This window comes from Bradyrhizobium sp. MI1.10, from assembly GCF_055811035.1.
Map to the genome: position 1 here is coordinate 99,618 of NZ_JBVVPN010000010.1, position 24,057 is coordinate 123,674.

General features: G+C 63.1%; 21 protein-coding genes. 11 read left to right on the forward strand and 10 right to left on the reverse strand.

The genetic code is table 11. The annotated features are described in order from the left end of the window. Positions 1-3,249 (reverse strand): VCBS domain-containing protein (locus AC0L3K_RS12995; RefSeq protein WP_473366194.1); only part of this gene is annotated, 3,249 nt, incomplete at its 3' end. 620 nt (positions 3,250-3,869) lie between these two features. On the opposite strand from AC0L3K_RS12995, the gene AC0L3K_RS13000 reads away from it, so the two are divergent. Continuing rightward, positions 3,870-4,601, forward strand: a complete 732-nt coding sequence (locus tag AC0L3K_RS13000) for a transglutaminase-like cysteine peptidase (RefSeq protein ID WP_354200499.1) — start codon at positions 3,870-3,872, stop codon at positions 4,599-4,601. Positions 4,602-4,813: 212 nt separating this feature from the next. Beyond that, positions 4,814-5,938 carry a lysozyme inhibitor LprI family protein gene (locus tag AC0L3K_RS13005; protein WP_354200500.1) on the forward strand — a complete coding sequence of 375 codons (1,125 nt, stop codon included), beginning with the start codon at positions 4,814-4,816 and terminating at the stop codon, positions 5,936-5,938. 160 nt (positions 5,939-6,098) lie between these two features. Here the strand turns inward: AC0L3K_RS13005 and AC0L3K_RS13010 are convergent, their stop codons facing one another. From AC0L3K_RS13010 to AC0L3K_RS13035, 6 genes are all read right to left on the reverse strand, one after another. Next, complete coding sequence (locus AC0L3K_RS13010; protein WP_354127139.1) at positions 6,099-7,298, reverse strand: ABC transporter substrate-binding protein; 1,200 nt, start codon at positions 7,296-7,298, stop codon at positions 6,099-6,101. Positions 7,299-7,377: 79 nt separating this feature from the next. Next, on the reverse strand, positions 7,378-9,216 hold the full coding sequence (locus AC0L3K_RS13015) for an AMP-dependent synthetase/ligase (RefSeq protein WP_354200502.1): 1,839 nt from the start codon (positions 9,214-9,216) through the stop codon (positions 7,378-7,380). Between the two features lie 89 nt (positions 9,217-9,305). Next, the gene (locus AC0L3K_RS13020; RefSeq protein ID WP_007599536.1) at positions 9,306-10,094 is read right to left on the reverse strand and encodes an ABC transporter ATP-binding protein; all 789 of its coding nucleotides are present in this window, start codon (positions 10,092-10,094) and stop codon (positions 9,306-9,308) included. A gap of 4 nt (positions 10,095-10,098) precedes the next feature. Then, positions 10,099-10,857, reverse strand: coding sequence for an ABC transporter ATP-binding protein (locus AC0L3K_RS13025; protein WP_007599535.1), 759 nt, complete (start codon positions 10,855-10,857; stop codon positions 10,099-10,101). Continuing rightward, the gene (locus AC0L3K_RS13030; protein ID WP_027515317.1) at positions 10,854-12,005 is read right to left on the reverse strand and encodes a branched-chain amino acid ABC transporter permease; all 1,152 of its coding nucleotides are present in this window, start codon (positions 12,003-12,005) and stop codon (positions 10,854-10,856) included. The genes AC0L3K_RS13025 and AC0L3K_RS13030 overlap by 4 nt, the downstream gene beginning before the upstream one ends. Positions 12,006-12,009: 4 nt before the next feature. After that, complete coding sequence (locus AC0L3K_RS13035) at positions 12,010-12,885, reverse strand: branched-chain amino acid ABC transporter permease (protein WP_354159640.1); 876 nt, start codon at positions 12,883-12,885, stop codon at positions 12,010-12,012. Between the two features lie 263 nt (positions 12,886-13,148). Here AC0L3K_RS13035 and AC0L3K_RS13040 point away from each other — a divergent pair, with 263 nt between their 5' ends. From AC0L3K_RS13040 to AC0L3K_RS13075, 8 genes are all read left to right on the forward strand, one after another. Further along, positions 13,149-13,898: an ABC transporter ATP-binding protein gene (locus AC0L3K_RS13040; RefSeq protein WP_219681133.1), complete on the forward strand. Its 750-nt coding sequence runs from the start codon at positions 13,149-13,151 to the stop codon at positions 13,896-13,898. Then, complete coding sequence (locus AC0L3K_RS13045; RefSeq protein WP_219681131.1) at positions 13,895-15,421, forward strand: permease; 1,527 nt, start codon at positions 13,895-13,897, stop codon at positions 15,419-15,421. Before AC0L3K_RS13040 ends, AC0L3K_RS13045 begins: the two co-directional genes overlap by 4 nt. A gap of 68 nt (positions 15,422-15,489) precedes the next feature. Then, complete coding sequence (locus tag AC0L3K_RS13050) at positions 15,490-15,744, forward strand: AbrB/MazE/SpoVT family DNA-binding domain-containing protein (protein WP_007599523.1); 255 nt, start codon at positions 15,490-15,492, stop codon at positions 15,742-15,744. Then, positions 15,741-16,145, forward strand: a complete 405-nt coding sequence (locus AC0L3K_RS13055) for a type II toxin-antitoxin system VapC family toxin (RefSeq protein WP_007599522.1) — start codon at positions 15,741-15,743, stop codon at positions 16,143-16,145. Before AC0L3K_RS13050 ends, AC0L3K_RS13055 begins: the two co-directional genes overlap by 4 nt. A 58-nt stretch (positions 16,146-16,203) precedes the next feature. Then, positions 16,204-17,019 (forward strand): MBL fold metallo-hydrolase, encoded by an 816-nt coding sequence (locus tag AC0L3K_RS13060; protein WP_354200503.1) that lies wholly within the window; start codon positions 16,204-16,206, stop codon positions 17,017-17,019. Positions 17,020-17,089: 70 nt separating this feature from the next. Continuing rightward, complete coding sequence (locus AC0L3K_RS13065) at positions 17,090-18,034, forward strand: EamA family transporter (RefSeq protein ID WP_354200504.1); 945 nt, start codon at positions 17,090-17,092, stop codon at positions 18,032-18,034. A 76-nt stretch (positions 18,035-18,110) separates the two neighbouring features. Next, positions 18,111-18,632 (forward strand): hypothetical protein, encoded by a 522-nt coding sequence (locus AC0L3K_RS13070; protein WP_007599519.1) that lies wholly within the window; start codon positions 18,111-18,113, stop codon positions 18,630-18,632. A gap of 117 nt (positions 18,633-18,749) precedes the next feature. Next, a complete protein-coding gene (locus AC0L3K_RS13075; RefSeq protein WP_354200505.1) occupies positions 18,750-19,799 on the forward strand; it encodes an amidohydrolase family protein in 1,050 nt (349 codons plus the stop codon). A gap of 98 nt (positions 19,800-19,897) precedes the next feature. On the opposite strand, the gene AC0L3K_RS13080 is transcribed toward AC0L3K_RS13075, so the two are convergent. Next, entirely contained in the window at positions 19,898-20,353 is a 456-nt protein-coding gene (locus tag AC0L3K_RS13080) for a cupin domain-containing protein (protein WP_219681121.1), read from the reverse strand. A gap of 235 nt (positions 20,354-20,588) precedes the next feature. Between AC0L3K_RS13080 and AC0L3K_RS13085 the strand changes: the two genes are divergently transcribed. Then, positions 20,589-21,143 (forward strand): hypothetical protein, encoded by a 555-nt coding sequence (locus AC0L3K_RS13085; protein ID WP_354200506.1) that lies wholly within the window; start codon positions 20,589-20,591, stop codon positions 21,141-21,143. Here the strand turns inward: AC0L3K_RS13085 and AC0L3K_RS13090 are convergent, their stop codons facing one another. Both AC0L3K_RS13090 and pcaB read right to left on the reverse strand, forming a co-directional pair. After that, positions 21,144-22,400 carry an aminopeptidase gene (locus AC0L3K_RS13090; protein WP_473366195.1) on the reverse strand — a complete coding sequence of 419 codons (1,257 nt, stop codon included), beginning with the start codon at positions 22,398-22,400 and terminating at the stop codon, positions 21,144-21,146. A gap of 113 nt (positions 22,401-22,513) precedes the next feature. Beyond that, on the reverse strand, positions 22,514-23,875 hold the full coding sequence (pcaB, locus tag AC0L3K_RS13095) for a 3-carboxy-cis,cis-muconate cycloisomerase (RefSeq protein WP_473366196.1): 1,362 nt from the start codon (positions 23,873-23,875) through the stop codon (positions 22,514-22,516). Positions 23,876-24,057 lie beyond the last annotated feature (182 nt).

Consider the following 24,057-nt stretch of genomic DNA (forward strand, 5'->3'; position numbering starts at 1 on the left):
GCCGCCGTCGATCTTGCTCGCGACGATGACATCGATGATGCCGGCGCCGTTGACGGCCCCGCCCGAAATCTCCGTGCCGGACAGTGTCAGCGTTTGACCGCCATCGACCGACACCGTGCCGGTGTTGGTCACGACATCGTTGAACAGCATCGCAGCGCCGGCGATCTTCAGCGTGCCGGTGTTGGCGACCGCGCCATCCTGGATGCTGGCGCCGTCCTGGAGCTTGACGGTGTTGTCGAGCTCAATGCCGGCATTGTCCGTGATCGTCGAGCCCGAAACCGTGATGCCGTCCAGCGTCAGCTTAGCATCGGCGATAACTATGGCCGTGCTCAGCGTCGCGCCGCCATCGATCGTGCTGGCGCCGGTAACGTCGATCGTGCCGAGACCGTTGATCGTGCCGCCGCTGATGGTGGCGCCGTTCACTGTCAGCTTGCCCGCGGCATCGATCGTGACGTTGCCGGTATTGGTAACGGTCGCGCCCTGGTCGATCGTCAGCCAGCCATTCGCCAGCACCTTGATCGTGCCGCCGGAGGTGTTGGAGACGGTCTCGTGGGCGAACTCCGCTGTGCCCTTGACGTTGACCGCCCCTGAATTGTTCAGCGTGCCGTTCTTGAGGACGCTGCTGCCATCGAGTTCCAACGTGCCGGCGATGGTGACCGTGCCGCCGCTGATGGTGGCAGTGTCGACGATCAGCGTCGTGCCGGCATCGGCCTTGAGCGTGCCGCCGGCATTGTTAATTGCGGCGAGCGTCTTCAGCGTGCCGCCGGACAGCTCAATCGTGCCGGAATTGGCGATCGTGGTACCGCCAGCGAAATCGCCACCGGCCGCAAGCGTCAGATAGCCGGCATTGGTGAGCACGCTACTGTCCAGGAACTCGGCCTTGCCACCAACCGAGATCGTGCTTGCCGCGAAATTGGTGAGCTTCGAATCGGCCTTGAGGCTGATCTCGCCCGCAATCGTCAGCGCACTCTTGTTGATGACTTCCGGTGCCTTGTGGCCGACCGCGGTGTCGTAGTCGTTCATCGTGATCGACTTGGCGTAGGCTGCCGTGTCGATTGTCACCGGGTAGGACGGCGTCAGCCCGTGCAACTGATCGGTGATGACGATGACGTCGTCATTGATGGTCGGGACCGTGCCGGTTGCCCAATTGGCCGCATCCTTCCAGAAGCCGCCGGAGGGAGCACCGGGCTTGTCGGTCGCGATCCACACCACGGCGGGAGCGTCGGTGCCGGTGATCGTGACGGTGATGGTCTGCTGCGAGGTGGCGCCTTGCGCGTCCTTGAGCGTCACGGTGTAGGCCAGCGTCAGCACCTCACCCTTGGGGATGAAGTCGGCGAGGTAGACCGGCAGGTCGGCCAGCGACCAGCTGATGGTGCCGGTGCCGCTGCCCTTGCTGTCGGCGCCCGCCGCGATCGCGACCGACATCGCGCTCTGGAACGCCGCGAGTGGGCCGGGCGGAACGCTACCATCAGGCAGGGTCGCACTGGTCAGCTTGACCGCGACCGTGTGGGCGTCGGTGAGGTCGACATCCGTGAAGGTCAGCGTGCCCGAAGTCGGCACCTCGCTGGTGAGCGGGCCACCGGGTTTGCTGGTGCCGCCCTCGAAGATGATGACGGGAACGCTGGTGGTGATCACCGGCTTGTCGTTGGTGCCGGTGATCGTGATGGTGATGTCGATGGGCGACGTTTCGGGATTGACCGAGAAATTATTGTTGACGCGAACCTTGTAAGTCAGCGTCAACGTTTCACCGGCCGCTAGGAAGTCGAAGACGTGGTCGGGAATCGTGTAGGTCCAGACCGCCGAGCCGTTGTTGTTGTTACCGCCGGCTGCGGCGACGCTGATCTGGATTTGCGTTGCCGCGATGTCCTGCTTCTGGAGTGCAGAGAGCGCGCTGGTGACATCCTGCTGGCCGGCATTTTTGTAGAGATAGTTCGGCGCGTCGCCGAGGTCTATGCTCACCGTCGGCCGGTCGCCCAGGTTCTGGTCGACGAAGGTGATCAGGCCGGAGATGGTGTCGGAATGCGTCGTGTCGCCGGTCGTATCCGCACGCTCAGTCAGCGCGAACGCCTTCTGCACATTCCCATTGAGATCAAGGCTGCGTGCATCGGGCGGGCCGGGAATGCGGGTGCTGCTCGACGGATCATGGCCGGAATCCTGCGCTCCCGGCTGAGTGAGATTCGTGAAGGTCGCGGTCGCGGTGGCACCGGTGTCCGTCTTGATCACGACAATGTTGCCGGTCTGCGTGATCGAGTCGGTGAAGTTCTGGGTCAGCTTGGTGTTGCTGTTGTTGTCCGTGAACTTCAGCGTGAACACGTCCGTGATCAGCTTCTGGATGTCCGGCGACATCAGCGCATTGGAGATCGAGACGTTGCCGCCGCTGATCTGGATCATCTGGCCGGCCTGGTTGACCGTCGCGATCGGCAGCAGCGTGACCTTGTCGAACAGGATGTAGGAGCCCGTCGTGCCGTTCGGCTCGACCAGCACCTGGAAGCTCGCCTGCGGCTGCGGATCGCCGCCGCCGGCGGGAACGACGAAGTTGATCTGGCTCAGCACCGCCGTGCCGCGGATACCCATGGTGGCGACTGGCGTGTCGACCTTCATGTCTCCGTGCTTGGCGGTCTCGCCGGCAACGAAGGTGATGGTGCCCGCGACCAGACTGAGGAGAGAGGAATTGTTCGACCCGTTGGGGTCGTAGACCATCTCGTTCAGCACCATCCGCGCATTGGAGGACAGGCCGAACACCGTGCCGTCGATGAACGTGATGCCGAGCGTCGAGTCGCCACCGGTCGAGACCACGTCGCCCTTCTCGACGTTGTCGCCGTTGTTCAGGATGACGGAGACGCCGTTACGAACCGCGGTCGCGCTGCCGGAGAGCTTGGTGACGTGGCCGATGACCTGGGCGGCGGCAATGCCGGAGGCGGCCTGCGCATATTGCACATGGCCGGTGAGTGCGTTGACGACGTCGCCGGTGAGGTGCGCGCCGTCGGGCGAGGCGATCGCCGCGCGCTTGTCGCCCCTGAAATAGTCGTGAACGACGAAGTCGTGGCCGTCATGGGACAGCACGAGGTCGAGACCGGCGCGCTTGAAATCGCCGTTGAAGATCAGGTTCGGGTCGGGAACGACGAATGCGCCGTCAGGCACATGACCATGTGCCTTTGCGGTAAAGGAATCGACGTGGCCATCGGCGGGCGATCGGGAACCCAAGCCGTCCAAGGAAATCGCGGCGTCAAATTTGCCAGCGTAATTCAATCCGGGCACCAAAAAAGGAGTTAAAATCTAAGTAAGTATCGCTCGCCTAAACTTGCATATCATTACCAAGTCCTTAGCGAAACCACCTATTGCTTGTGTGATTTCGCATCACCAAGCGGTCGATGCTCTCAGGCGGCTGGGCACCTGCAGAGAAGTCAAAGTAATCTTTCAAATACTCATACGTAAAGCAGCGCTTATTTTCGCTCATTCCAAGTAACCTCATGTATTATATTGCAGAAATCCCACAATAGATACTTATGTCATCTTTTGTTCGTGGTGCCCCGCACCACCCTGCGGCAAATACGGGGCCAAATCTGTGATCCAACCAACAGAAGCCGTGAAATAGCGAGCCGTTAGCCATAAGGCGCAGAATCAGTTCCACCACAACTTGTGCCTGCAATTGGTCCTTCTTCGCGGCAACTGCCGCTCTCCTAGCCGGCGAATCGTAAAATTTTACGCAATATGAGCAGGCCCGTTTCAGCCTGTTGCCCGGTTTTGGGACCCCAGCCGGGCGCGTTAAGCAGAACAAAACCGCCTGCCTCGCACTATCTCCGCGAAAGCAACAAAGCCCGGCACGTGCAGGTCGAGGGGGACCTAGCGAAGCCGGAAGGGGATGTCAGATGGAGACCGCTGCTCGTTCGCGCGCTTGGCGCGCAATCCTAGTGCTGTGCGGATTGATCCTGCTCGGATCGGCCGCCGAGCTTCGCGCTGGCACGCTGTTGTCGCCGGGAGCCGGCGTCCTCGTGCGCAAATCCGCCGAGCCGTTCGGCGTGTTCGCCTTCGCCATCTCCGCCGGCAGCCTGCAACAAAAATGGCTCGCGCTGAGGTCCAGGCTCGACGATGACATGGTGCAGCTCGCGCTGTGCGACGGCGACCGGGACAATTGCGCTTCGCCGGCTGCGCTGAAACTGCTCGCCATCGTCGACCAGGCCCGCAGCCGTGACGGCCGCGCTCTGCTGGGCGAGACCAATCGCGCCATCAACCTCGCCATCCGTGCCGCCGCTGACGGTTCTGAGGACGTCTGGAGCTCACCTCTCGCGACCTTCGCGCGCGGCGCCGGGGATTGCGAGGATTACGCCATTGCCAAGCTCGCCGCTCTTAAGCTCGCGGGCGTTGCCGCCGAAGATCTCCGTATCGTCGTGGTGCGCGACGTCAGGGCCGGCGAAGAGCATGCGGTTGTCGCTGCACGGCTCGACGGCCACTGGCTGATGCTCGACAACCGCCGCATGGCGATGGTCGAGGACGACGCCGCACGGAGCTACCAGCCGTTGTTCGTGCTCTACCAGTCGGCCGTGATGAAGTATGTCGACGAACCCGTGCGGTTCTCGATGATCGCCGCCGAGGCGCGTTGACTTTCTTGTAGCCCGGATGGAGCCACCGGGTCGGCGCACAGCGCCGCCCGATGACGGGCTCCGCGAAATCCGGGGCCGCCGCCTGTCGCACGAATCCCGGATTGCGCTGCGCTCCATCCGGGCTACCAGCACAAAGTACGCTTACCCACAAACCCATTCCACAGTGCGATCCAGGACGCTAGCATGGCCGCGGCTATGCGGGGGCGACCGGAATGCGGTTCATCGTGCTGACTGTGCTTGCGCTGCTGGCCTTGCCGGCGGCTCCAGGCTTGTCGCAATCCGGCCCGTCCGACCGCTCCGTCGCCGACAGGCTGCCGCTGTTCGCGAGGAACAACTGCCAGCAGATCCGCGATCCCGGCAATCAATTGTTCTGCGGTGATGCCGAGCTTGCCGCCGCCGCCGAGAAGCTGAGCACGGGAATCGAGGCACGGCTTGCCCGCCTCCCCGATCGTCTGCCTGGGATCGAGGAGAACGCGATCTGGATTCGCCAGCGCAACCTCGGTTGCGGCATCGTCGGCCAGACCGCGATCCGCACCGACGATTTCGACCGGGTGAAGGCATGTCTTCTCAAGGTGACCGAGGAGCGCGCCGCGATCGTACGCGATCCGGATTTCGACTGTCTCGCCGCCAACACCGCCGCAGGCGCGCTGATCTGTGCGGACCCGTCGCTGGCGCTTGCCGAGACCGACTTGAACAGCCAGGTCCTCGGCCTGATCGGCAAGCTCGATCCGACCTCGGCACGCTTTGCCTTTGCCGAATATGGCCGGTGGACGCGGGAGCGCGATCGCAAATGCAATCTGGTCGGCAAGGAGAACGTGCCGCTCGGGGAGCTCGAGTCCGCGGAGGACTGTCTCGCCGGCTATCTGAAGCACAAGACCGACGAGATTGGCGCGGCGAAAGGCGATCCGAAGAAGGTGTTCGGCCGGCAGGTCGCAGCCCGCGCGCCCGACACCGATGCCGTCGACTTCTGTGCCGCGCGAATCCACGCGGCCAATTCCTGCGGCAACTTCCTCCGCATCAACCGCGTCTATGCGCTCGATAGCCAGGTGGGCGAGCAGGAGGCGCAGGTCACGGGCGAAATCGAGATGGCCGTGCTGGCGCCCTTCGCCACCTGCAGCAAGGTCGCCACGACGTGCACGGGCACCTGCTGGGACCCCAGGACGGGTCGTCCGCAGCCTGGCGTCAGCAACAAGGAGCGCTCCGCAGACGCCTTCAACGTCACGCGCCGCCTGCGAATCCAGCGCACATTTGCGTTTGTCAAAGCCGCCGATGGCTGGCGCTGCCGGGAAGACGAGCTGGCCCCGGTGAATTCAGGCACCGCGGGTGGGGGATCGTAGGGCTGTGTGCTCTCCCTCGCCCCGTTCTTACGGGGAGAGGGTTGGGGTGTGGGGCTGCTTCAGCGAATCCGGTGACAGTTCGACTCGCGGAGAGCCCCCTCACCCGGAATTTGCTGCGCAAATCCCGGCCTCTCCCCGCATGCGGGGAGAGGCGAAGAAATCAAAACATCAGATTGTCCTTCACCAGAACCCAGCGGCCGCCCTTGACCTGCTGCACCTGGGTGATGGTGTTGGCGAGGTGGTCGGTCTTGGAGAATTTGGTCGGCGGCGAGTTGAAGATGTCGAGGAACTTGTCGCCCGATTCCAGCGCGTCCAGCATCTTCTGGCCGGTCAGATCCTTGCCCGCCTTGTTGGCGTAGAACGCAAACGTCGTCACCGCGTTGTAGCCGATGATCGCCTGGGTATTGGCATCGGTGTTGAACATCTTCTTGTAGTTGATGAGCCAGTCGTGGACCTTGCCCTTGGCGGTGTCCTCGTAGGGGATCTCGAAGCCGCTCGCCGCATAGAGGCCCTCGACGGCGTCCTTGCCGAGCGCCGGCACTTCCAGCACGTTGGTCGGCGTCGCGCCGAGGAAGGTGACCTCCCAACCGAGCTTCTTCGCCTCCGTCATCGCACCGATGGTCTCGCGGATCACGGTGCCGAGCACGACGAGATCGCAGCCGTCGGACTTCATCTTGGCGATCTGCGCGCTGAAATCGGAGGCGCCGCGCTTGTAGCTCGTCACCGACGCCGGCTGCAGCTTCATGACCGTCAATTGCTGGGTGAAGCCGTCGAGCACGTTCTTTCCGTACTCGTCGTCCTGGTGCATGATGCAGGGCTTCTGGAAGTTCTTCCACTCCACCATGTATTTCAGCGCGGCGCGCGTGCTCTCAACATAGGGCAAGAGGTTGTTGAACTTCAGCCGCTCCTGCGGCTTGGCCGGGTCGAACTTGAAGGTGAACTCGGCGGCGGTCAGCGGGAAGAGCTGGAGCACGCCGGCATCGAACAGGATGTCCTGCGCGGCGAGCGTCGGCGCCGATCCCATCGAGCCGATCATTGCAAATATCTTGTCGCGCTCGACCATCTTCTGGGACGCCAGCACGCCCTTCTTCGGATCGTAGCCGTTGTCCTCGAGGATCATCCTGATCTTGCGGCCATTGATGCCACCGGCCGCATTGATTTCCTCGACCGCCATCTTCATGCCGTTGGAGACCGGCACGCCCCAGACCTTGATCGGTCCCGACAGATCCTGATGGGTGCCGATGACGATCTCGGACGCCGAGATGCCTTCATTGGTGACCTTGGTTTGCGCGACGGCGGGCAGACAGGTGAGCACCACCGCGCCTGCCGCAAGGCCGAACGTTCTCAACGATCTCGACATTGACGTCTCCTCTCCTTGGGGCCCTTATGGTGCGAAGGGTGGGGCCATCACTCCTTCGCTGTTATTTAAACAAGATTGTTCAAGCCACCGCCCGCGCCGGATACATCGCGTCGATTTCGGCGGCATACCGCTTGTTCACGAAGCCGCGCTTCAGCTTCATGGTCGGCGTCAGCTCCTCGTCCTCCGGAGTGAGCTGGCGTTCGATCAGATAGAATCTCTTGATGGTCTCGACGCGGGCGAAATTGGCATTGACCGCTTCGATCTCGCGCCAGATCAGATCCTGGATCTCCGCCGCGCGGCACAGGCTGGCATAATTGGTAAAGGGGATGTCGTGGTCCTGCGCGAACTTCTCGACATTCTCCTGGTCGATCATCACGAGGCAGGTGAGGTATGGCCGCTTGTCGCCGATCACCACGGAATCCGAGATGTAGGGCGAGAATTTCAGCTGATTCTCGATCTCGGACGGCGTGATGTTCTTGCCGCCCGAGGTGATGATGATGTCCTTCATCCGGTCGGTGATGCGGACGAAGCCCTCATTGTCGATGGTGCCGACGTCGCCGGTATGCAGCCAGCCGCGATGGTCGATCGCCTCAGCTGTCCTCTCCGGCTGATTCAGATAGCCCATGAACAGGAAGTCGCCCCTGATCAGGATCTCGCCGTCGGGCGACAGCGCCACTTCCCCCCACGACACCGCCTTGCCCACCGAGCCAAGCTTGATGCCTTCCGCCGGCATCATGGTGGCGACCCCGCAATTCTCGGTCTGGCCGTAGAGTTCGTGGATGTCGATGCCGAGCGCGAGATACCAGCGGATCAGCTCCGGCGCGATCGGCGCCGCGCCGGTGAAGGCGATGCGGCATCGGTCGAGCCCGATCATGCGTCGGATGTTGCGAAAAGCGAGCCGGTAAGCGATGCCGTTGGCGATGCGCAACGACAGCGGCGGCGGCTTCCCTTCGATCCTGCAATCGACCATGCGATAACCAATGTCGATGGCGCGGCGGTACACCCATTGCTGCAACGGCGTCGCATCCTTCAGCGCGATGGTGATCGCGGAATAGAACTTCTCCCAAATCCGCGGCACCGCGAGGAAGATGGTCGGCTGCACCTCGCGCAGATTGTCCGGCACAGTCTCGGGACTCTCGGCAAAATTCATCACCGAGCCGAGCGCGACCGAGATGTAATAGCCGCCGATCCGCTCGGCGACGTGGCAGAGCGGCAGGAAAATCAGCCGCTCCTCGTTCTCGCGCGCTGGAATGAAATCATCGGCGTGCCGCATCTGGTGCGTGACGCTGCGATTGGCGTGCATGGCGCCCTTGGGCGGGCCCGTGGTGCCGGATGTATAGACGAGGACCGCGAGATCGCTCGCGCTGCGACTGTCGACCATCTCCTGCCACAGCGCCTCGCGGCCGGCCATGTGGTTGCGCCCGAGCGCGCGGAACTCGTCGAGCGACATCACCATGTCGTCGGAGAAGCCGCTAAGGCCCTCCATGTCGAACACGATGATCTTTCGCAGGGACGGACAGCGTGCGCGGGAGGCCAGGATCTTGTCGAGCTGCTCCTCGTCCTCGGCGAAGATCACTTTCGTCCGGGAATCGTTGACGAGATATTCGACCTGGGATGAGGCATCGGTCGGATAGATCCCGGAAGAGACGCCGCCGGCGCACAGAATGCCCATGTCGACATGGACCCATTCCGGCACGGCGTTGGCGATGATGGAAGCAACGTCGCCGGGCCTGAAGCCGATGGCGTGCAGCGCGTAGGCGATCTCCTTCGAGATCTCCAGCCATTCGCGCCAGCTGGTCGGCTGCCAGATCCCGAATTTCTTCTCGCGTATAGCCGGCCTGTCGCCCCGCGTCTCCGCGGCGCGCAAAAAGCTTTTCGCGATCGTGTCAGCGACCGTCAGCACCGCCGGTCGGGCCATGCACGTCTCCTCCTTGTCGCGCTCCCCTCCACTGCCTGCCTTGCCGGCGGTCTATATTAGCGGATGGACTTTGGTATTTAAGGCTTCCTCTAACGCCAAGTCTTCTTCTTTTTCCAGCGCCGCTCGCCTCGTGCGCCGGCTTCCTTGGCGCCCAGGTAGAATTCCTGGATGTCCTTCGAATGCATCAAGCGGTCGCAGCTGTCGTTCATCACGATCCGGCCGATTTCCAGCACATAGCCATAGTGCGCCGTCTCCAGCGCCACCTTGGCGTTCTGCTCGACCAGCAGGATCGACATGCCCTGCTCCTCGTTGACCCGACGGATGATGGCGAAGATCTCCTTCACCAGCAGCGGCGACAGCCCAAGCGAGGGCTCGTCGAGCAGCAACAGCGTCGGCCGGTTCATCAGCGCGCGGCCGATTGCGAGCATCTGCTGCTCGCCGCCGGAGAGCTGTCCGGCCGGCTGGTTGATGCGCTCCTTCAGCCGCGGGAAATAGCCGTAGACGCGCTCCAGATCGTCCGCGACGCCGTCGCGATCCTTGCGCGGATAGGCCCCCATCATCAGGTTCTCGCGCACGGAGAGGAACGGGAACACCTCGCGGCCCTCCGGCACATGGCTGAGGCCCAGCCGCACGATCCTGTCCGCCTCCATGCGCTGGATCGACTTGCCCATGAACTCGATGGCGCCCTTCTGCGGGTCGAGAATGCCCGAGATCGTCTTCAGCACCGTGGTCTTGCCGGCGCCGTTGGCGCCCAGCAGCGTGACGATGCGGCCGCGCGGCACTTCGAGCGAGATGCCGCGGATCGCCATGATCGGCCCGTAATAGCTCTCGATGTTGGAGAGTTTCAGGATGATATCTGGTGTCGCCACGGCATCCATCGCGTCAGGCTCCCAGATAGGCGGCGACGACATCGGGGTGCTCTTGCACTTCGGCCGGCGAGCCCATCGCCAGCACCCTGCCGTAGTTCAGCGCGATGACGCGGTCGGAGACGCGGTTGACCAGCGACATGTCGTGCTCGACCATCAGCACGGTGACGCCGAGCTCGCTCTTCAGGTCGCGGATCCAGAACGACATGTCGTCAGTCTCCTCCACGTTGAGGCCCGAGGACGGCTCGTCGAGCAGGATCAGCTTCGGCTCCGAGCATAGCGCGCGCGCCAGCTCGATCACCTTGCGCACGCCGTAAGGCAGACCCGAGATCAGCTTGTCGCGGTAGGGCTCGAGATCGAGGAATTCGATGACCTGCTCGACCCTGCGGCGATGCACCTTCTCGTCGGCGCGTACGCCTGGCAGGAACAACAGCTCCTGCCAAAGCTGCGTGGTCGAATGCCGGTGGCGGCCGACCAGCAGGTTCGACAACACCGTCGCATTCTCGAACAGCTCGATGTTCTGGAACGTGCGGGCGATGCCAAGCCTTGCGATGTCATGGGGCGGCTGCTCCGTGATGTCCTGATCCTCGAAAAAGATGCGACCCGAGGTCGGCCGGTAGATCCGCGAAATCAGGTTGAAAATCGAGCTCTTGCCGGCGCCGTTCGGCCCGATGATCGAGAGGATCTCGCCCTTTTCGACCGCGAACGACACCGCATCGACGGCCTTCAGCCCGCCGAAATGCAGCGACAAACTCTCGGCGCGAAAATAGCTCATCGGTTGCGCTCCGACTTCACGTAGATCTTCTGCCGCTTGAAGGTGGCGCGCTTGTAAAGCGGGAACAGCTGGAAGAAGAGTTTGATCTTGAGCCAGCGGCCGTAAAGCCCGAGCGGCTCGAACAGCACGAACAATACGATGATGATGCCGTAGATGGCGCCTTTCAAGCCGTTGAGCGAGGCAAAGGCCGCGACCTTGGACTGGACATTGGCCGCGGCTTGCGTGCCCGCTCCGAACGTCGCTGCAATGCCGGCGATGATGCCGGGCATGTCGTCCTTGAGGTAGGTCAGGAACGGATCGATCATCACGATGAAGATCGCTCCCAGCACTGCGCCGTGCAGGCTGAAGGTGCCGCCGATCAGGATCACGATGATGAACTCGATCGAGAGCTGAAGCGTGAACATCTCCGGCGAGATGAAGGAGAGCTTGTGCGCGAACAACACGCCGGCGAAGCCGGTGATCGCCGCGGAGATCGCAAAGGACTTCACCTTGTACAGCGCGACATTGACGCCCATGCTGCGCGCCGCCGTCTCGCTGTCGCGGATCGCGACGAAGGCGCGCCCCGTGGGCGACCGCAGCAAATTGAGCGTGCCGACGATGGTCAGCACCAGCACGGCGAGGCAAAGGAAATAGAAAGTGGGGCTGTCGCGCGAGACTGCGACCCCAAACAGCGACACCGCCTTGATCCGCATGCCCTCGTTGCCGTTGGTGACGCTCTCCCATCGCGCCAGAATCTCCTCGACGATGAAGGCGAAGGAGATGGTGGCGATGACGAGATAAATGCCTTGCAGCCGCAGCGCGGGGAATCCGACCAGCGCACCGATCAGCCCGGTCAGGAGCCCGGCGGCGAGAAAGTAGACCGGGAACGGCACACCATACTTCTGCAAATAGGCCGCCGTATACGCACCGATCGCGAGAAACGCCGCGTGCCCGAGCGAGGCCTGCCCGGTGAAACCCGTCAGAATCAGCAGCGCCACGCCGACGGTCGCATAGATGCAGACGAAGACGAGCTGGCTCATCAGATAGCTGGAGAGCACATAGGGCGCGATCAGCAGCACGGCCAGCAGGAGACCGTAGGAGACGTAATAGCCAGAATGCGGAAACAGCCTGATGTCGTCCTCGTAGTCGGTCTTGAACAGGAAGCGCATGCGTTCAGACTTTCTTGCGGACATGAAGGCCGAACAGGCCTTCGGGCTTGAGCAAGAGCACGGCGAGCAGCACGACGTAGGGCGCGACGTCCTTCCAGCCCTCGGCCAGATAGAAGCCGGCCATGCTCTCGATGACGCCGATCAGGACGCCGCCGACGACGGCGCCGGGGATCGAGCCGAAGCCGCCGAGCACGGCGGCCGGAAACGCTTTCAGCCCCAGCACCAGACCGACATTGGAATGGATGAAGGTGATCGGCGCCAGCAGCACGCCGGCGCAGGTCGCAACCGCCGCGCTGATCGCCCAGACGATCGACACCACGCGCTTGACCGGGATGCCCATGTAATAGGCGGCCAGCATGTTCTCGGAACTGGCGCGCATCGCGGTCCCGAGCGTGGTCTTGTTGAAGAACAGCCAGAGCAGGGCGCAGAGGATGACGGTGGCCGCGATCACCGAGAGCTTGTCATGGGCGAGCACCAGCGAACCGATCCGCAGCACGCCCTGGCTGAAGGGCGTGTCGATCTTGAAATCGTCGGTGCCCCAGATCATGCCGGAGACCGAGCGCAGGAAATAGCCGAGCCCGATGGTGGCCATGATGATGGAGAATTGCGGATAGCCGAGGATCGGCCGCACCACCACGCGCTCGGCGAGCATGCCGAACAGCGCCATTGCCGCCACCGCGCCGGCAAAGCCGACCCAGTAGTTCAGCCCCATCATGCCAATGAAGGTGAAGGCAAAGAAGCCGCCCAGCATCATCAAATCGCCCTGCGCGAAATTGACGACCTCGGTGGCCTTGTAGACAAGCACGAAGCCGAGCGCGATCAGGCCGTAGACGCAGCCGAGCGCAACACCGCTGACCAGCTGCTGAACGAAATCCAGCATCGTCGCGCATCCTCCCGATACAACCGGCGGTTCTTCCTGACCGCCTTGCCGCATCTTGTGTTCAGTCGCTACGCAGTCGTTTCGCTGCGTTAGCGCCATTCGTCCCTTTGCCAATTCAGCCTGAACCGCCAAGCGCTGTCAACAAACGGTGACTTGCCATTAGTCCAATCCGGATGACGGAATTTGCGGCAGCGCGATTCACGGTGCCGAAACATCTTCGGGGCATGGTCGCGAGCGATGCAAAACCGCAAGGTGTGGCCGCCATGAAGACGGACGACTCGGCGCTCGAAGTCATGGGGTTAACGAAGTGTTTTGACCGTCTGGCGGTCGATAACCTCGATCTCACCATCCATGCCGGCGAATTCTATGCGCTGGTCGGCCCCAACGGCGCCGGCAAGACCACCACTTTGCGCATGGTTGCAGGCCTTTTGCGGCCCGATGCCGGCGCGGTCTCCATCTTCGGCATCGATGCGCTCCAAAACCCCGTCGCCGCCAAGCAGGTGATGGCGTGGGTCTCCGACGAGCCCATGATCTACGACAAGCTCACGCCGCTCGAATATCTCGAATTCGTGGCCGGTCTGTGGGGCATCGCACCATCGGCCTCGGAACCGGTCGCCGCGGGTCTCCTGAACTCGCTCGGGCTCGAGCCGCACCGGCACGAACGCTGCGAGGGTTTTTCCAAGGGCATGCGCCAGAAGGTCGCCCTCGCCGGCGCCCTGGTGCACGATCCCCGCCTCATCATCCTCGACGAACCGCTGACGGGACTGGATGCCGTCTCCGCCCGCCATGTCAAGGGACTCCTGAGCGAGCGCGTCCGCGCCGGTTGCACCGTCATCATGACCACGCATATCCTCGAGGTCGCCGAACGCATGGCTGACCGTATCGGTGTGATCGCAGCCGGCCGCCTGGTTGCCGAGGGCACGCTAACCGAGCTCCGGCAGCAAAACGGGCACGCCGACACCAGCCTGGAAGATCTCTTCATCGCGCTGGTGACGCTTCCGGAAGCCGCATGAGCTCGGCCACCGCGCTGTCCTGGTTCGCCCGCCACGAGCTCCGGCTCGCCTGGCGCGAATGGCTCGCCATGATGACCGGCGGGCGGCGCAAACGAACACGTGCGGCGGTAATCGGCCTGCTGTTCTTCGCGGCGCTGCTGCACGTACCGGCCTGGGCGGTGATCGGCCGCTTCGCCGACCTGCAATTGCCACTCGACAAATCCTCGCTGATCGTGATCTCGGCGACGATTTTTCTCGCCTGGACGCTGATGCTGTCGCAGGCAATCGAATCGGTGACCCGGGTGTTTTACGCACGCGCCGATCTCGACCTCATCATGTCCTCACCCGCGACGCTGGCCAATCTGTTCTCGGTGCGCATCGCCGCGATCGCGCTCGCCATCACGGTGATGGCGCTGCTGTTCTCGACGCCCTTCATCGACGTGCTGGTATTCGGGGGCGGCGCGCGCTGGCTTGCTGCGTTCGGCGTCGTTGTCGCCATGGGCCTGTCGGCCGCAGCGATCGCGATCGCCGTCACCATCCTGCTGTTTCGCCTGATCGGTCCGGCGCGGACACGGTTCGTCGCCCAGATCCTCGCCGCCATCATCGGCGCCGGCTTCGTGATCGCGCTTCAGGTGGCGGCGATCATGTCCTACGGCACGCTGTCGCGCTTCACCATCCTGACCTCGGGTAGCTTGGCCGCTTACGCGCCCGATGCCGACAGCATCTGGTGGTGGCCGGCGCGGGCGGCGATGGGAGACGCCGAAGCGCTGCTGCTGCTCCTAGCGCTCGGGCTCGTGCTGCTCGGAAGCGTCATGGCGATCTTCTCGGGCCGCTTCGCCGACACGGCGATCGATGCCGCCGCCTATGGCGCGTCCGGCCGTCGCAGCGCGAAGGAGCGCCCGTTCCGCGGCGGATCGCGTCAGCATGCCCTGCGGCGCAAGGAATTTTCGCTGCTCTGGCGCGATCCCTGGCTGATCTCGCAGACGCTGATGCAGCTGCTCTATCTGGTGCCGCCGGCGCTGCTGCTCTGGCGCAACTTTGCCGACAGCTCCGCGGCGCTGACGCTGATCACGCCCGTCATCGTCATGGCGGCCGGCCAACTCGCCGGCGGGCTTGCCTGGCTGACGATCTCGGGCGAGGACGCGCCCGACCTGGTTGCGACCGCGCCGCTGACGCCGTCCAGCGTCATCCGCGCCAAGATCGAGGTGGTGCTGATCGCGATCGCCATCGTCTTCTGCCCGCTGATCGCGGCGCTCGCTTTCGCCTCGGCGTTCCAGGCCGCGGTCAGCGCCGGTGCGGTCATCGTCAGCGCGGCCTCCGCCACCGCAATCCAGCTCTGGTTCCGGGTGCAGGCCCGGCGCAGCCAATTTCGCCGTCGCCAGACCTCGTCGCGACTTGCGACCTTTGCCGAGGCGTTCTCCTCGATCGGCTGGGCTGCCAGCGCCGCGCTGGTGCTCACGCTGCCCATCGTCGGTCTCGTCAGCGGCCTGATCACCGCGGGCCTCGTCGCCATCACCTGGAAGTTCAGCCCAAGGCGGGAGTGAAGGCTGCCTGCCTTGAAAGTAAGGATAAAATGCCTTACCTATCGAGGACTCAGTATTGAGGGATCCCCATGAGCACGCTCACGGTCACGGCAAAGGGGCAGGTTACGCTACGGAAAGACCTCCTGGAGCACCTCGGTGTACATCCGGGCGACAAGATTTCGATAGAAAAGCTTCCTGGCGGGCGAGTTGAGGTGAGAGCAGTTCGGCCCACCGGAGAGATTTCGGATGCCTTCGGCTTTTTGAAGGGAAAGACGAACGGTCGATCGCTCTCGATCGAGGAGATGAATGCGGTCATTGCTGACGGCTGGGCCAGCAAGCGATGAAGATAACACCCGACACCAACGTCCTGGTACGGGTGCTGGTCGAAGATGATGCCGAACAGAGCAAGGTGGCCGAAGCCCTTCTCGAGAACGCGGACCTCATAGCCATCTCGATCCCCGCATTATGTGAGTTGGCTTGGGTCCTCTCACGAGGCTACAAAACCTCTGCTGGAAATATCGCGGCTTCGATCCGGCACTTGATCAATGCATCCAATGTCGTCGTCAACCGGCCCATAGCTGAGGCTGGATTAGCGCTCCTCGAGGCCGGGGGTGACTTTACCGATGGCGTCATCGCCCACGAAGGCAACTGGCTTGGGGCCGATACTTTCGTGTCGTTCGACAAAGCGGCCGTGAAACTGATCAAAGCAAGCGGTGGAATGGCGCGGCTCGCCGGCACCACATGACGCGAGGATAATTCGTAGATACACTCACAGATCGTCGATAAGCGCCGGACGGTTCCTGATGTCTCGATTGTTGCTGACGGTCTGTGCGCTTCTCGGTTGGCTGGTAACATCTGCCTTCGCGCAGCAATCACCTCAGCGCAGCGAATGCCTGGCGATGGCGCATGCGGCACCCCGCGTGACGCCGGTCGCGTTCCGGCAGGCCGCAGCCTCCGCTGAAGTCCAGATTACCTATGCAGGCCATTCCACCTATTTCATCGACACGCCCGGCGGCTTGCGCATCGCGACCGACTATAGCGGGGCCTACCAAGTGGGCCGGCTGCCCGATGTCGTCACCATGAACCGGGCCCACAGCACGCACTATTCTTTATATCCCGACAAGCGCATTCCTCATGTGCTGCATGGCTGGGGCGAGGACGGCAAGCCGGCCATCGTGTCGGAGCGCATCGGCGACACCTTCATCCGCAACGTCACCACCGACATCCGTCGCTATTTCGGCGACGATTCCGGCGCCGACATGATCCGCGACGGCAATTCGATCTTCATCTTCGAGGTCGCGGGCCTCTGCATCGGCCATCTCGGCCATCTTCACCACAAGCTCGACGACAGCCATTTTGCCCAGATCGGGCGGCTCGACATCGTGATGGTGCCGATCGACGGCACCTACACCATGTCGCTCGACGGCGTCTCCGAGATCACCAAGCGGCTGCGCGCCTCGGTCGTGCTGCCGATGCACCGCTTCGCCACCCCGCTCGACGATTTCATGCAACGTATCGGCCAGCAGTTCGAGATCGACCGGCGCATGGAACGAAGTTTCCGGATGTCTCGGGATGCGTTGCCGTCGAAGCCGACGGTGATCATCCTCGACGGGGTGTGACGCGCCGAGCCGGAACGCATGAGCCTCCTCCGACTTGGTTGCTTCGAAAGAAGTTACGATCGGAGCAGTCATGAGCAGAAGGTTGCTGGTCATAGGCTCATTTGCGGCCATTTACCTGCTGTGGGGTTCCACCTACTTCGCCATCACTTTGGGCCTGAAATCGATTCCGCCATTTCTGCTGATGGCGCTGCGTTCGCTCTGTGGCGGCATCTTGTTGCTGGCCATGAGTGCCGGTGAGGTCGCGAACCTATCCGCGCAGGCGTGGATAAGGGCGAGCCTGTGCGGGCTCCTGTTCTTTGTCGGTTGCCATGGCGTACTCGCCTTCGCGCAGCAATCGGTTCCTTCGGGCGTGGCGGCCATCGTGCTGGCCACGATCCCGTTCTGGATCCTGCTGATCGATGTCTTGTTCCCCGGCGATCAGCGACCGAAGCCCTTCGCCCTGCTCGCTCTTGTGCCGGGCTTCTTCGGCGTCGGACTCGTGGCGTGGCAAAACGTCGAGCAGGCCGGCATCAGTATCCTTCCCGTCGTCTGGCTGCTGGCTGCGGCCTTGTCATGGTCGGCCGGGACTATCTTGTCCCGGAGCATGTCGAGCCAGGCATCCGCTATCCTGCTTTCGGGCATCCAGCTTTCGATAGGCGGTACCGTGTTGTTCACGATCAGTTGGCTGACAGGCGAGATCGGAAACTTCAGGCCGAGCGAGGTTTCGCTGACTTCGCTTGCAGCGGTGCTTTGGCTGATCATCGCTGGCAGCGTGATCGGATTCGTTGCCTACAACTGGCTTCTGGAAAACGTCTCGACCTCGTTGGTGTCGACCTACACTTTCGTCAACCCGGTGATCGCTGTACTGCTCGGCACCCTCGTGCTGAGCGAGCCATTTTCGCGCCTGATGTTGCTTGGTGCGGGTCTCGTGATTGTCTCCGTCATCGTCATTTGGCTCGCGGAACGCGCGACGAGCCGACGAACGAACGACAGGCCCAATCCTGGCATAGGGCATCTGTCGCCCAACAAGACTTGACGGCGGGCGCCGCGCAATTTTCTCCAAGTCGGCTGCCGTCCGGTCGTGCTGATCTCCTCGCAAACAGGAGATGGACATGACCGACTTTGCGAGATTATTGCACGCGGACGGACCGAACCCCGAGCACGCGGCGGCGCTCCAGCTTTATGGCCGCTTCGTCGGCGATTGGGACGCCGAGATCACCGCCCATGGACCCGATGGAACGAAACACACCGCGCCCGGCGAAATCCATTTCGGCTGGGTGCTGGAGGGCCGCGCCGTGCAAGACGTCTGGATCATTCCGCGCCCGGCTGGCAGCCCGGCCTTGCCGATCGCCGGCAATTGGTACGGCACGACGCTGCGGGTCTACGATCCGACCATCGATGCCTGGCGGATCTCCTGGTTCGATCCCGGCCGCGGCATATTCCGCCAGCAGATCGGCCGTCCACGCGATGCCGACATCGTTCAGGAAGGCACGACCGAAGCCGGCGACCTGACGCGCTGGAGTTTTACGGAAATCACCGAGGATTTCTTCCATTGGCTCGGCGAGGTCAAGCCGGCCACCGCAACCGATTGGCGGCTTTTGGTCGATGTGAGGGCGAAGCGGCGCAAGGATTGACGACGGCGCCGCTGTGCCCGCGATGACGGGTGCGGTTGCGAAACGCGCGCTGCTGCACGCGAGAACGAGGTGTTAGGCTCCCAGAACAAGAAGCATACATCAAGGGAGCGAACGCCGATGGCCGCAAGCGGTTTGCCCGCCAACACGAGCGGGCTATTCGTCGAGCCGCGCGAGGACTGGCTCGCGCTGCATCACGAGGAGATCATCGATCCCTTACGGCCGATCGTCGATCCCCATCACCATCTCTGGAATCGCGGGCACCGCTATTTGATCGAGGAGATGGCGGCGGATATCGCCTCCGGCCACAACATCACCGCCACCGTCTATGTCGATTGCCGCTCGATGTATCGTGCGCACGGGCCCGAAGCATTCCGGCCGGTCGGCGAGGTCGAGTTCGCCAATGGCGTCGCCGCGATGAGCGCCAGCGGCGGCTATGGCAAGGCGGCGATCTGCGCCGGCATCGTCAGCCACGTCAACCTGCTGCTCGGCGATGCCGCACAACCGGTGTTGGAGGCCGAGATCGCGGCGGGCAACGGTCGCTTCCGCGGCATCCGGCATTCCTCGGCCTGGGACGCAGATCCCGCGGTCGCCGGCATGTATGCGAGCCGGCCGCAGGGATTGTTGCAGGACCCGACCTTCCGGAAGGGCTTTGCCTGTCTCGCGCCGCTGAACCTGAGCTTCGACGCCTGGCTGTTCCATCCGCAAATCGGCGAGCTGACCGAGCTCGCCCGCGCATTTCCCGACACCAGGATCGTGCTCGACCATTGCGGCGGCCCGGCCGGAATCGGCCGCTTTGCCGGGCGACGCGAGGAGGTGTTTGCGCAATGGCGCGCCTCGATCCGGGAGATCGCGAAATGCGAGAACGTCGTGGTGAAGCTCGGCGGGCTCGCGATGTGCCTGCTCGGCTACGACTTCCATTTGCGCGAGAGGCCGCCGTTATCCGAGGAGCTTGCCGCGGCGTGGCGGCCTTACATTGAAACCTGCATCGAGGCGTTTGGACCCACGCGCGCGATGTTCGAGAGCAATTTCCCGCCGGACAAGGGCCAGTGCAGCTATCAGGTAATCTTCAACGCCTTCAAGCGTATCGCGGCGCCCTTGAGCGAGACCGAGAAGACGGCGTTGTTCTCGCAGACCGCGAGTGATTTCTACCGGCTCGATCTGCCTTAAAGTGATTGGCGCCATGACGAGAACAGGGGCCGGGATGTTGATCCCGGCCCCCTGTTCCGTCGTGACCGCTGGGAAGCGTCCTTGAAACTGATTGAACTCTAACCGGCGCCCATCAGCGAGGCAGGACGGCGCTCGCCGGTGGAGACGAAGATCTTCTTGAGCTTGTTGAGGACGCGGATCAGGAAGCCGATCATCACGGGATTGGTCTTGCGGCAGAAGGCGATCTTCTTGACGTGGCCCTCGACATGCCATTTGGCATGCGCGCCGTTGCGGAAGAAAATGACGTCGCCCGGGCCGTAGCGCTTCGGCGGCATGCCGTCGCTTTCGAGCACGATCGACCCTTCCATGATCATGATCGTCTCATCGATGTCGTAATACCAGTTGAAGCGGCCTCCGGTGCAGGCCCAGATGATGGTCGAAGCGGTGCCGTCGGCGCTGGTGGACAGGATGTGCGAGCGCGACACCGGATTGCCTTCGATGATCCAGGACGGTTCGATCGGCCGCAGCTCGAGATCTACATTGCAACTACTGATTTCAATCAATGCGCGCGACATCTGTTCCCCCAGGGGATAAAATATGATCCGCCGGGTCTCGGCCCGGATTGTTCAAAGATGGCGGGAACGCTAGTAGCCGGTTTTTAATTCTTTCTTACGCAGGGTCCGACAATCAGCCGCAAGTTGCAGACGCGAAACGGTTAACGTCCCAATTTCCCTGCAATTTCGTACACATGAACCCTTCTTTTCCGGGGTGCGACAAAGTGCGCGAAGCTATCTGAAAGGAGCCATGCCGATGCCCCTCACCCCGGAGGTTCTCGCAACTCAAGGCGAGGTCGTGGCCTGGCTCGGCAGCCTCGATGTCTCCTTCGCAACCGACGAGGAGCCTTGGTTCACCGTCGACGGCATCGAAAGCCCCCGGCAAATCGGCAGTGACGGCTCCGGCGGCGCGTTCGTTCTGCTGCCGTCTCAGAATGTGCTCTACGTCTCGTCGGAAGGCCGCGCGGGAATCATCGCCGAGAGTTTCGAGGCTTTCGTCAAGCTCGTCGTGGCGCGCCCCTATTGGGTCGACATCCTCAAATTTTCCGCCGGCGGTGATCTCCATGAGATGCGGCGGGCGGCGGATGCGCTGGAGGCCACACTCGACGACGAGGACGACGTCAACGAGGCCCGCGAGCAAATCCGCGGGGGTCTCGACCTGCCCGAGGCGAATGATCCGGTCGGTGCGCTCTACGACGCGGTGGCGGCCTCCGACGCCGTCGTGCGGGCCACCGACGGCAGCCCGTTCACGACGCTGTTCAACCGCTTCAGCATCGACAACAGCCCGATGCTGCGCAACGCGGCGGCGTAGTTACTTCGCCCATTCGCCCTTGCGAAACACCGGCACTTTGCTGCCGTCGGCCAGAATGCCGTCGATGTCGGTCTCGGCCGAGCCGATCATCCAATCGATATGGATCAGGCTCTGGTTGCCGCCTTGCGCCGCGATCTGCTGCGGCGTGAGCTGGGCGCCGTTGACGAAGCACTTCGAATAGCACTGGCCGAGCGCGATGTGCGAGGCCGCGTTCTCGTCGAACAGCGTATTATAGAACAACAACCCGCTCTGCGAGATCGGCGAGGAATGCGGCACCAGGGCCACTTCGCCGAGACGCCGCGCGCCCTCGTCGGTGTCGAGCACCTTGTTCAGTACCTCCTCGCCGCGCGAAGCCTTGGCGTCGACGATCCGGCCGTCCTCGAAGCGCACCGCGATGTTGTCGATCAGCGTGCCCTGGTAGGATAGCGGCTTCGAGCTCACGACATGGCCGTAGACGCGCCGGCAATGCGGCGTGGTGAAGACCTCCTCGGTCGGGATATTGGCGTTGCAGCTGATGCCGTTCTTGGAGAGCGAGGCGCCGCCCTCCCATTCATGGCCGTCGGCGAGCCCGATGGTGAGGTCGGTGCCCGGTCCCGAATACTGGAGCGCGCGGAAACGCTGGCCGTTGAGCCAGTTGGTGCGCTCCCGCAGCACCGCATTGTGGCTCGCCCAATTGGCCGGCGCATCGTCGCGATCGACGCGGGACGCTGCGAAGATCGCGTCCCCGAGCTTGCCGATCGCGACCTCTTCAGGATCGTTCGGAAAGACTTGCTTCGCCCAGGACGGGCTCGGGTAGGCAATGATGTTCCAGTTGGTGTCGAAATTGACGATCTTTTCCAGCGCCGGCTGATAGGCCATGGAATTGGCCTTGCTGGCGCGCGCGACCTTGGAAGCATCTTCGCCCGAGAGCAGCATCGGATTGTCGCCGACGATGGCGAGACGCGCGGTGTTGTTCGAGAACGCCTTGGCCATGCCCTCGTAGAGCCAGTTGGCGGCGCGATCGAAGCTGTCGTCGTGGCCGTGGCGATAGCGCGCCAGCGTCATCTCTTCGTCGGAGAGAATGGGCGTCACGATGCCGGCGCCGGCCTTGTAGGCATGCACCGCGATCCGCCGCACCAGCGGCAACGCGATCGCAGGTGCCGTCAAGAGCAGATCCTGGCCCGGCCGCAAGCCCAGGCCCACCTTCACCGCCACCTCAGCCAGCCGGTCGAGCTTCACGGGATCGATGGGAGTGGAGGTGATGCGTTGATCAGTCATGCCGGATCCTCTGCCGAACGTCTCTCGTCCAATCTAAGTCTAGCATCGCGAGACACAAGTGCGCGAGTGCCTTGCGACCCCCCAAAGATACGCAGTTTCGCGCATTTTGGTTTTCAACGCGTTGCCGATTTCAGCACCCGGTCGACCATGGCGGGAGCAAGGCCGAGGTAATTTTTCGGTGATGTCAGCGCCTCGATCGTGGCACGGTCGATTCTGACAGAGACGCGGGAATCGGACGAGAGCGCGTCCGCCAGCGTAAGACCTTTCTCATTGGCGAGCCGGCAGGCGTCATAGACCACGTCATGGGCCTCCTGCCGCCCTATCTGCGGCGCGAGCCCCATCATGACGGCTTCGGCCACGATCAGACCGCGGCTGACGGCGAGATTCTCGTTCATCTTGCTTTCATCCACGATGAGGCCGGCGAGCGCGAACTTCGCCTGGTGCAAGGCGCCGGCGGTCAGTACGAAGCTCTCGGGGATCGCCATCCATTCGGCGTGCCAGGGCCCGGTGGCGCGCTCGAAATCCTGCACCATGGCATCCAGCATGAGGCCGGCGTGCTGGCGCACCGCCTTCGACGCCGCGAGCATCAGTTCCGAGGAGATCGGGTTGCGCTTCTGAGGCATAGTCGAGGAAGCACCGCGTCCCTTGACGAAGGGCTCGTAGACCTCGGCGAATTCGGTCGAGGCCATGATCATGATGTCGAGCGCGATCTTGCCGAGCGAGCCGGTGACGAGCGCCAGGAAGTTGACGGCCTCGGCAAAACCGTCGCGTGCGACGTGCCAGGTCGAAGCGGGGACGCCAAGCCTCAGTTCGGCGCAGAGCGCTTCCTGCACCTCGAACCCCTTGTCGCCGAGCGAGGCCAGCGTGCCGGCGGCGCCGGCGAACTGGCCGACCAGGACGCGCGGCTTCAATTCACTGAGGCGCTCGGCGTGGCGGTCGAACATCGCGAGCCAGATCGCGGTCTTGTAGCCGAAGGTGACCGGCAGCGCCTGCTGGAGATGGGTGCGGCCCGCCATCGGCGTGTCGCGGTGGCGCTTCGAGAGGTTGGCAAGGATTGTGCGCAGCGCGGCGATGTCCTGCTCGACGAGCTCGAGCCCGGCGCGCAATTGCAGCACCACGGCGGTGTCCATGATGTCCTGCGTGGTCGCGCCCCAATGCACATAGCGGCCGGCATCGCCGCATTGCTTCACCATCTGATGCACGAGCGGCAGGATCGGATAGCCGACGACATCGGTCTCCTGCCGCAACAGGTCGAAATCGAGCGCGGCAACATCGGTCCGCGCCGCGATCTGGTCGGCGGCATCGTGCGGAATCACCCCGCACTTCGCTTCCGCTTTCGCCAGTGCCACCTCGACCTCGGCATAGCGCGCGACCGTCGCGATATCGGAAAACACCTCCCGCATCTGCGGCGTGCCGAAGGCATCGCGGAACAGCACGGAATCGAGCACGGTGGTCGAGGCATGAAAAGCGGGCATGGGCGTTTCTTCGTGGTTGGTGTTTTGTGTGGGCGGCAGCTTACGCACGCGGAACTGTTCGGCAATGGACATTCACCGTTCGTCACACATTCGATGCCATCGCGGCGAAGGCCAGGACAACATGGGAAGCTCCCGCACGCCATTGCCTCAACACCGACATTGCGAGGAGCCCTTGCGACGAA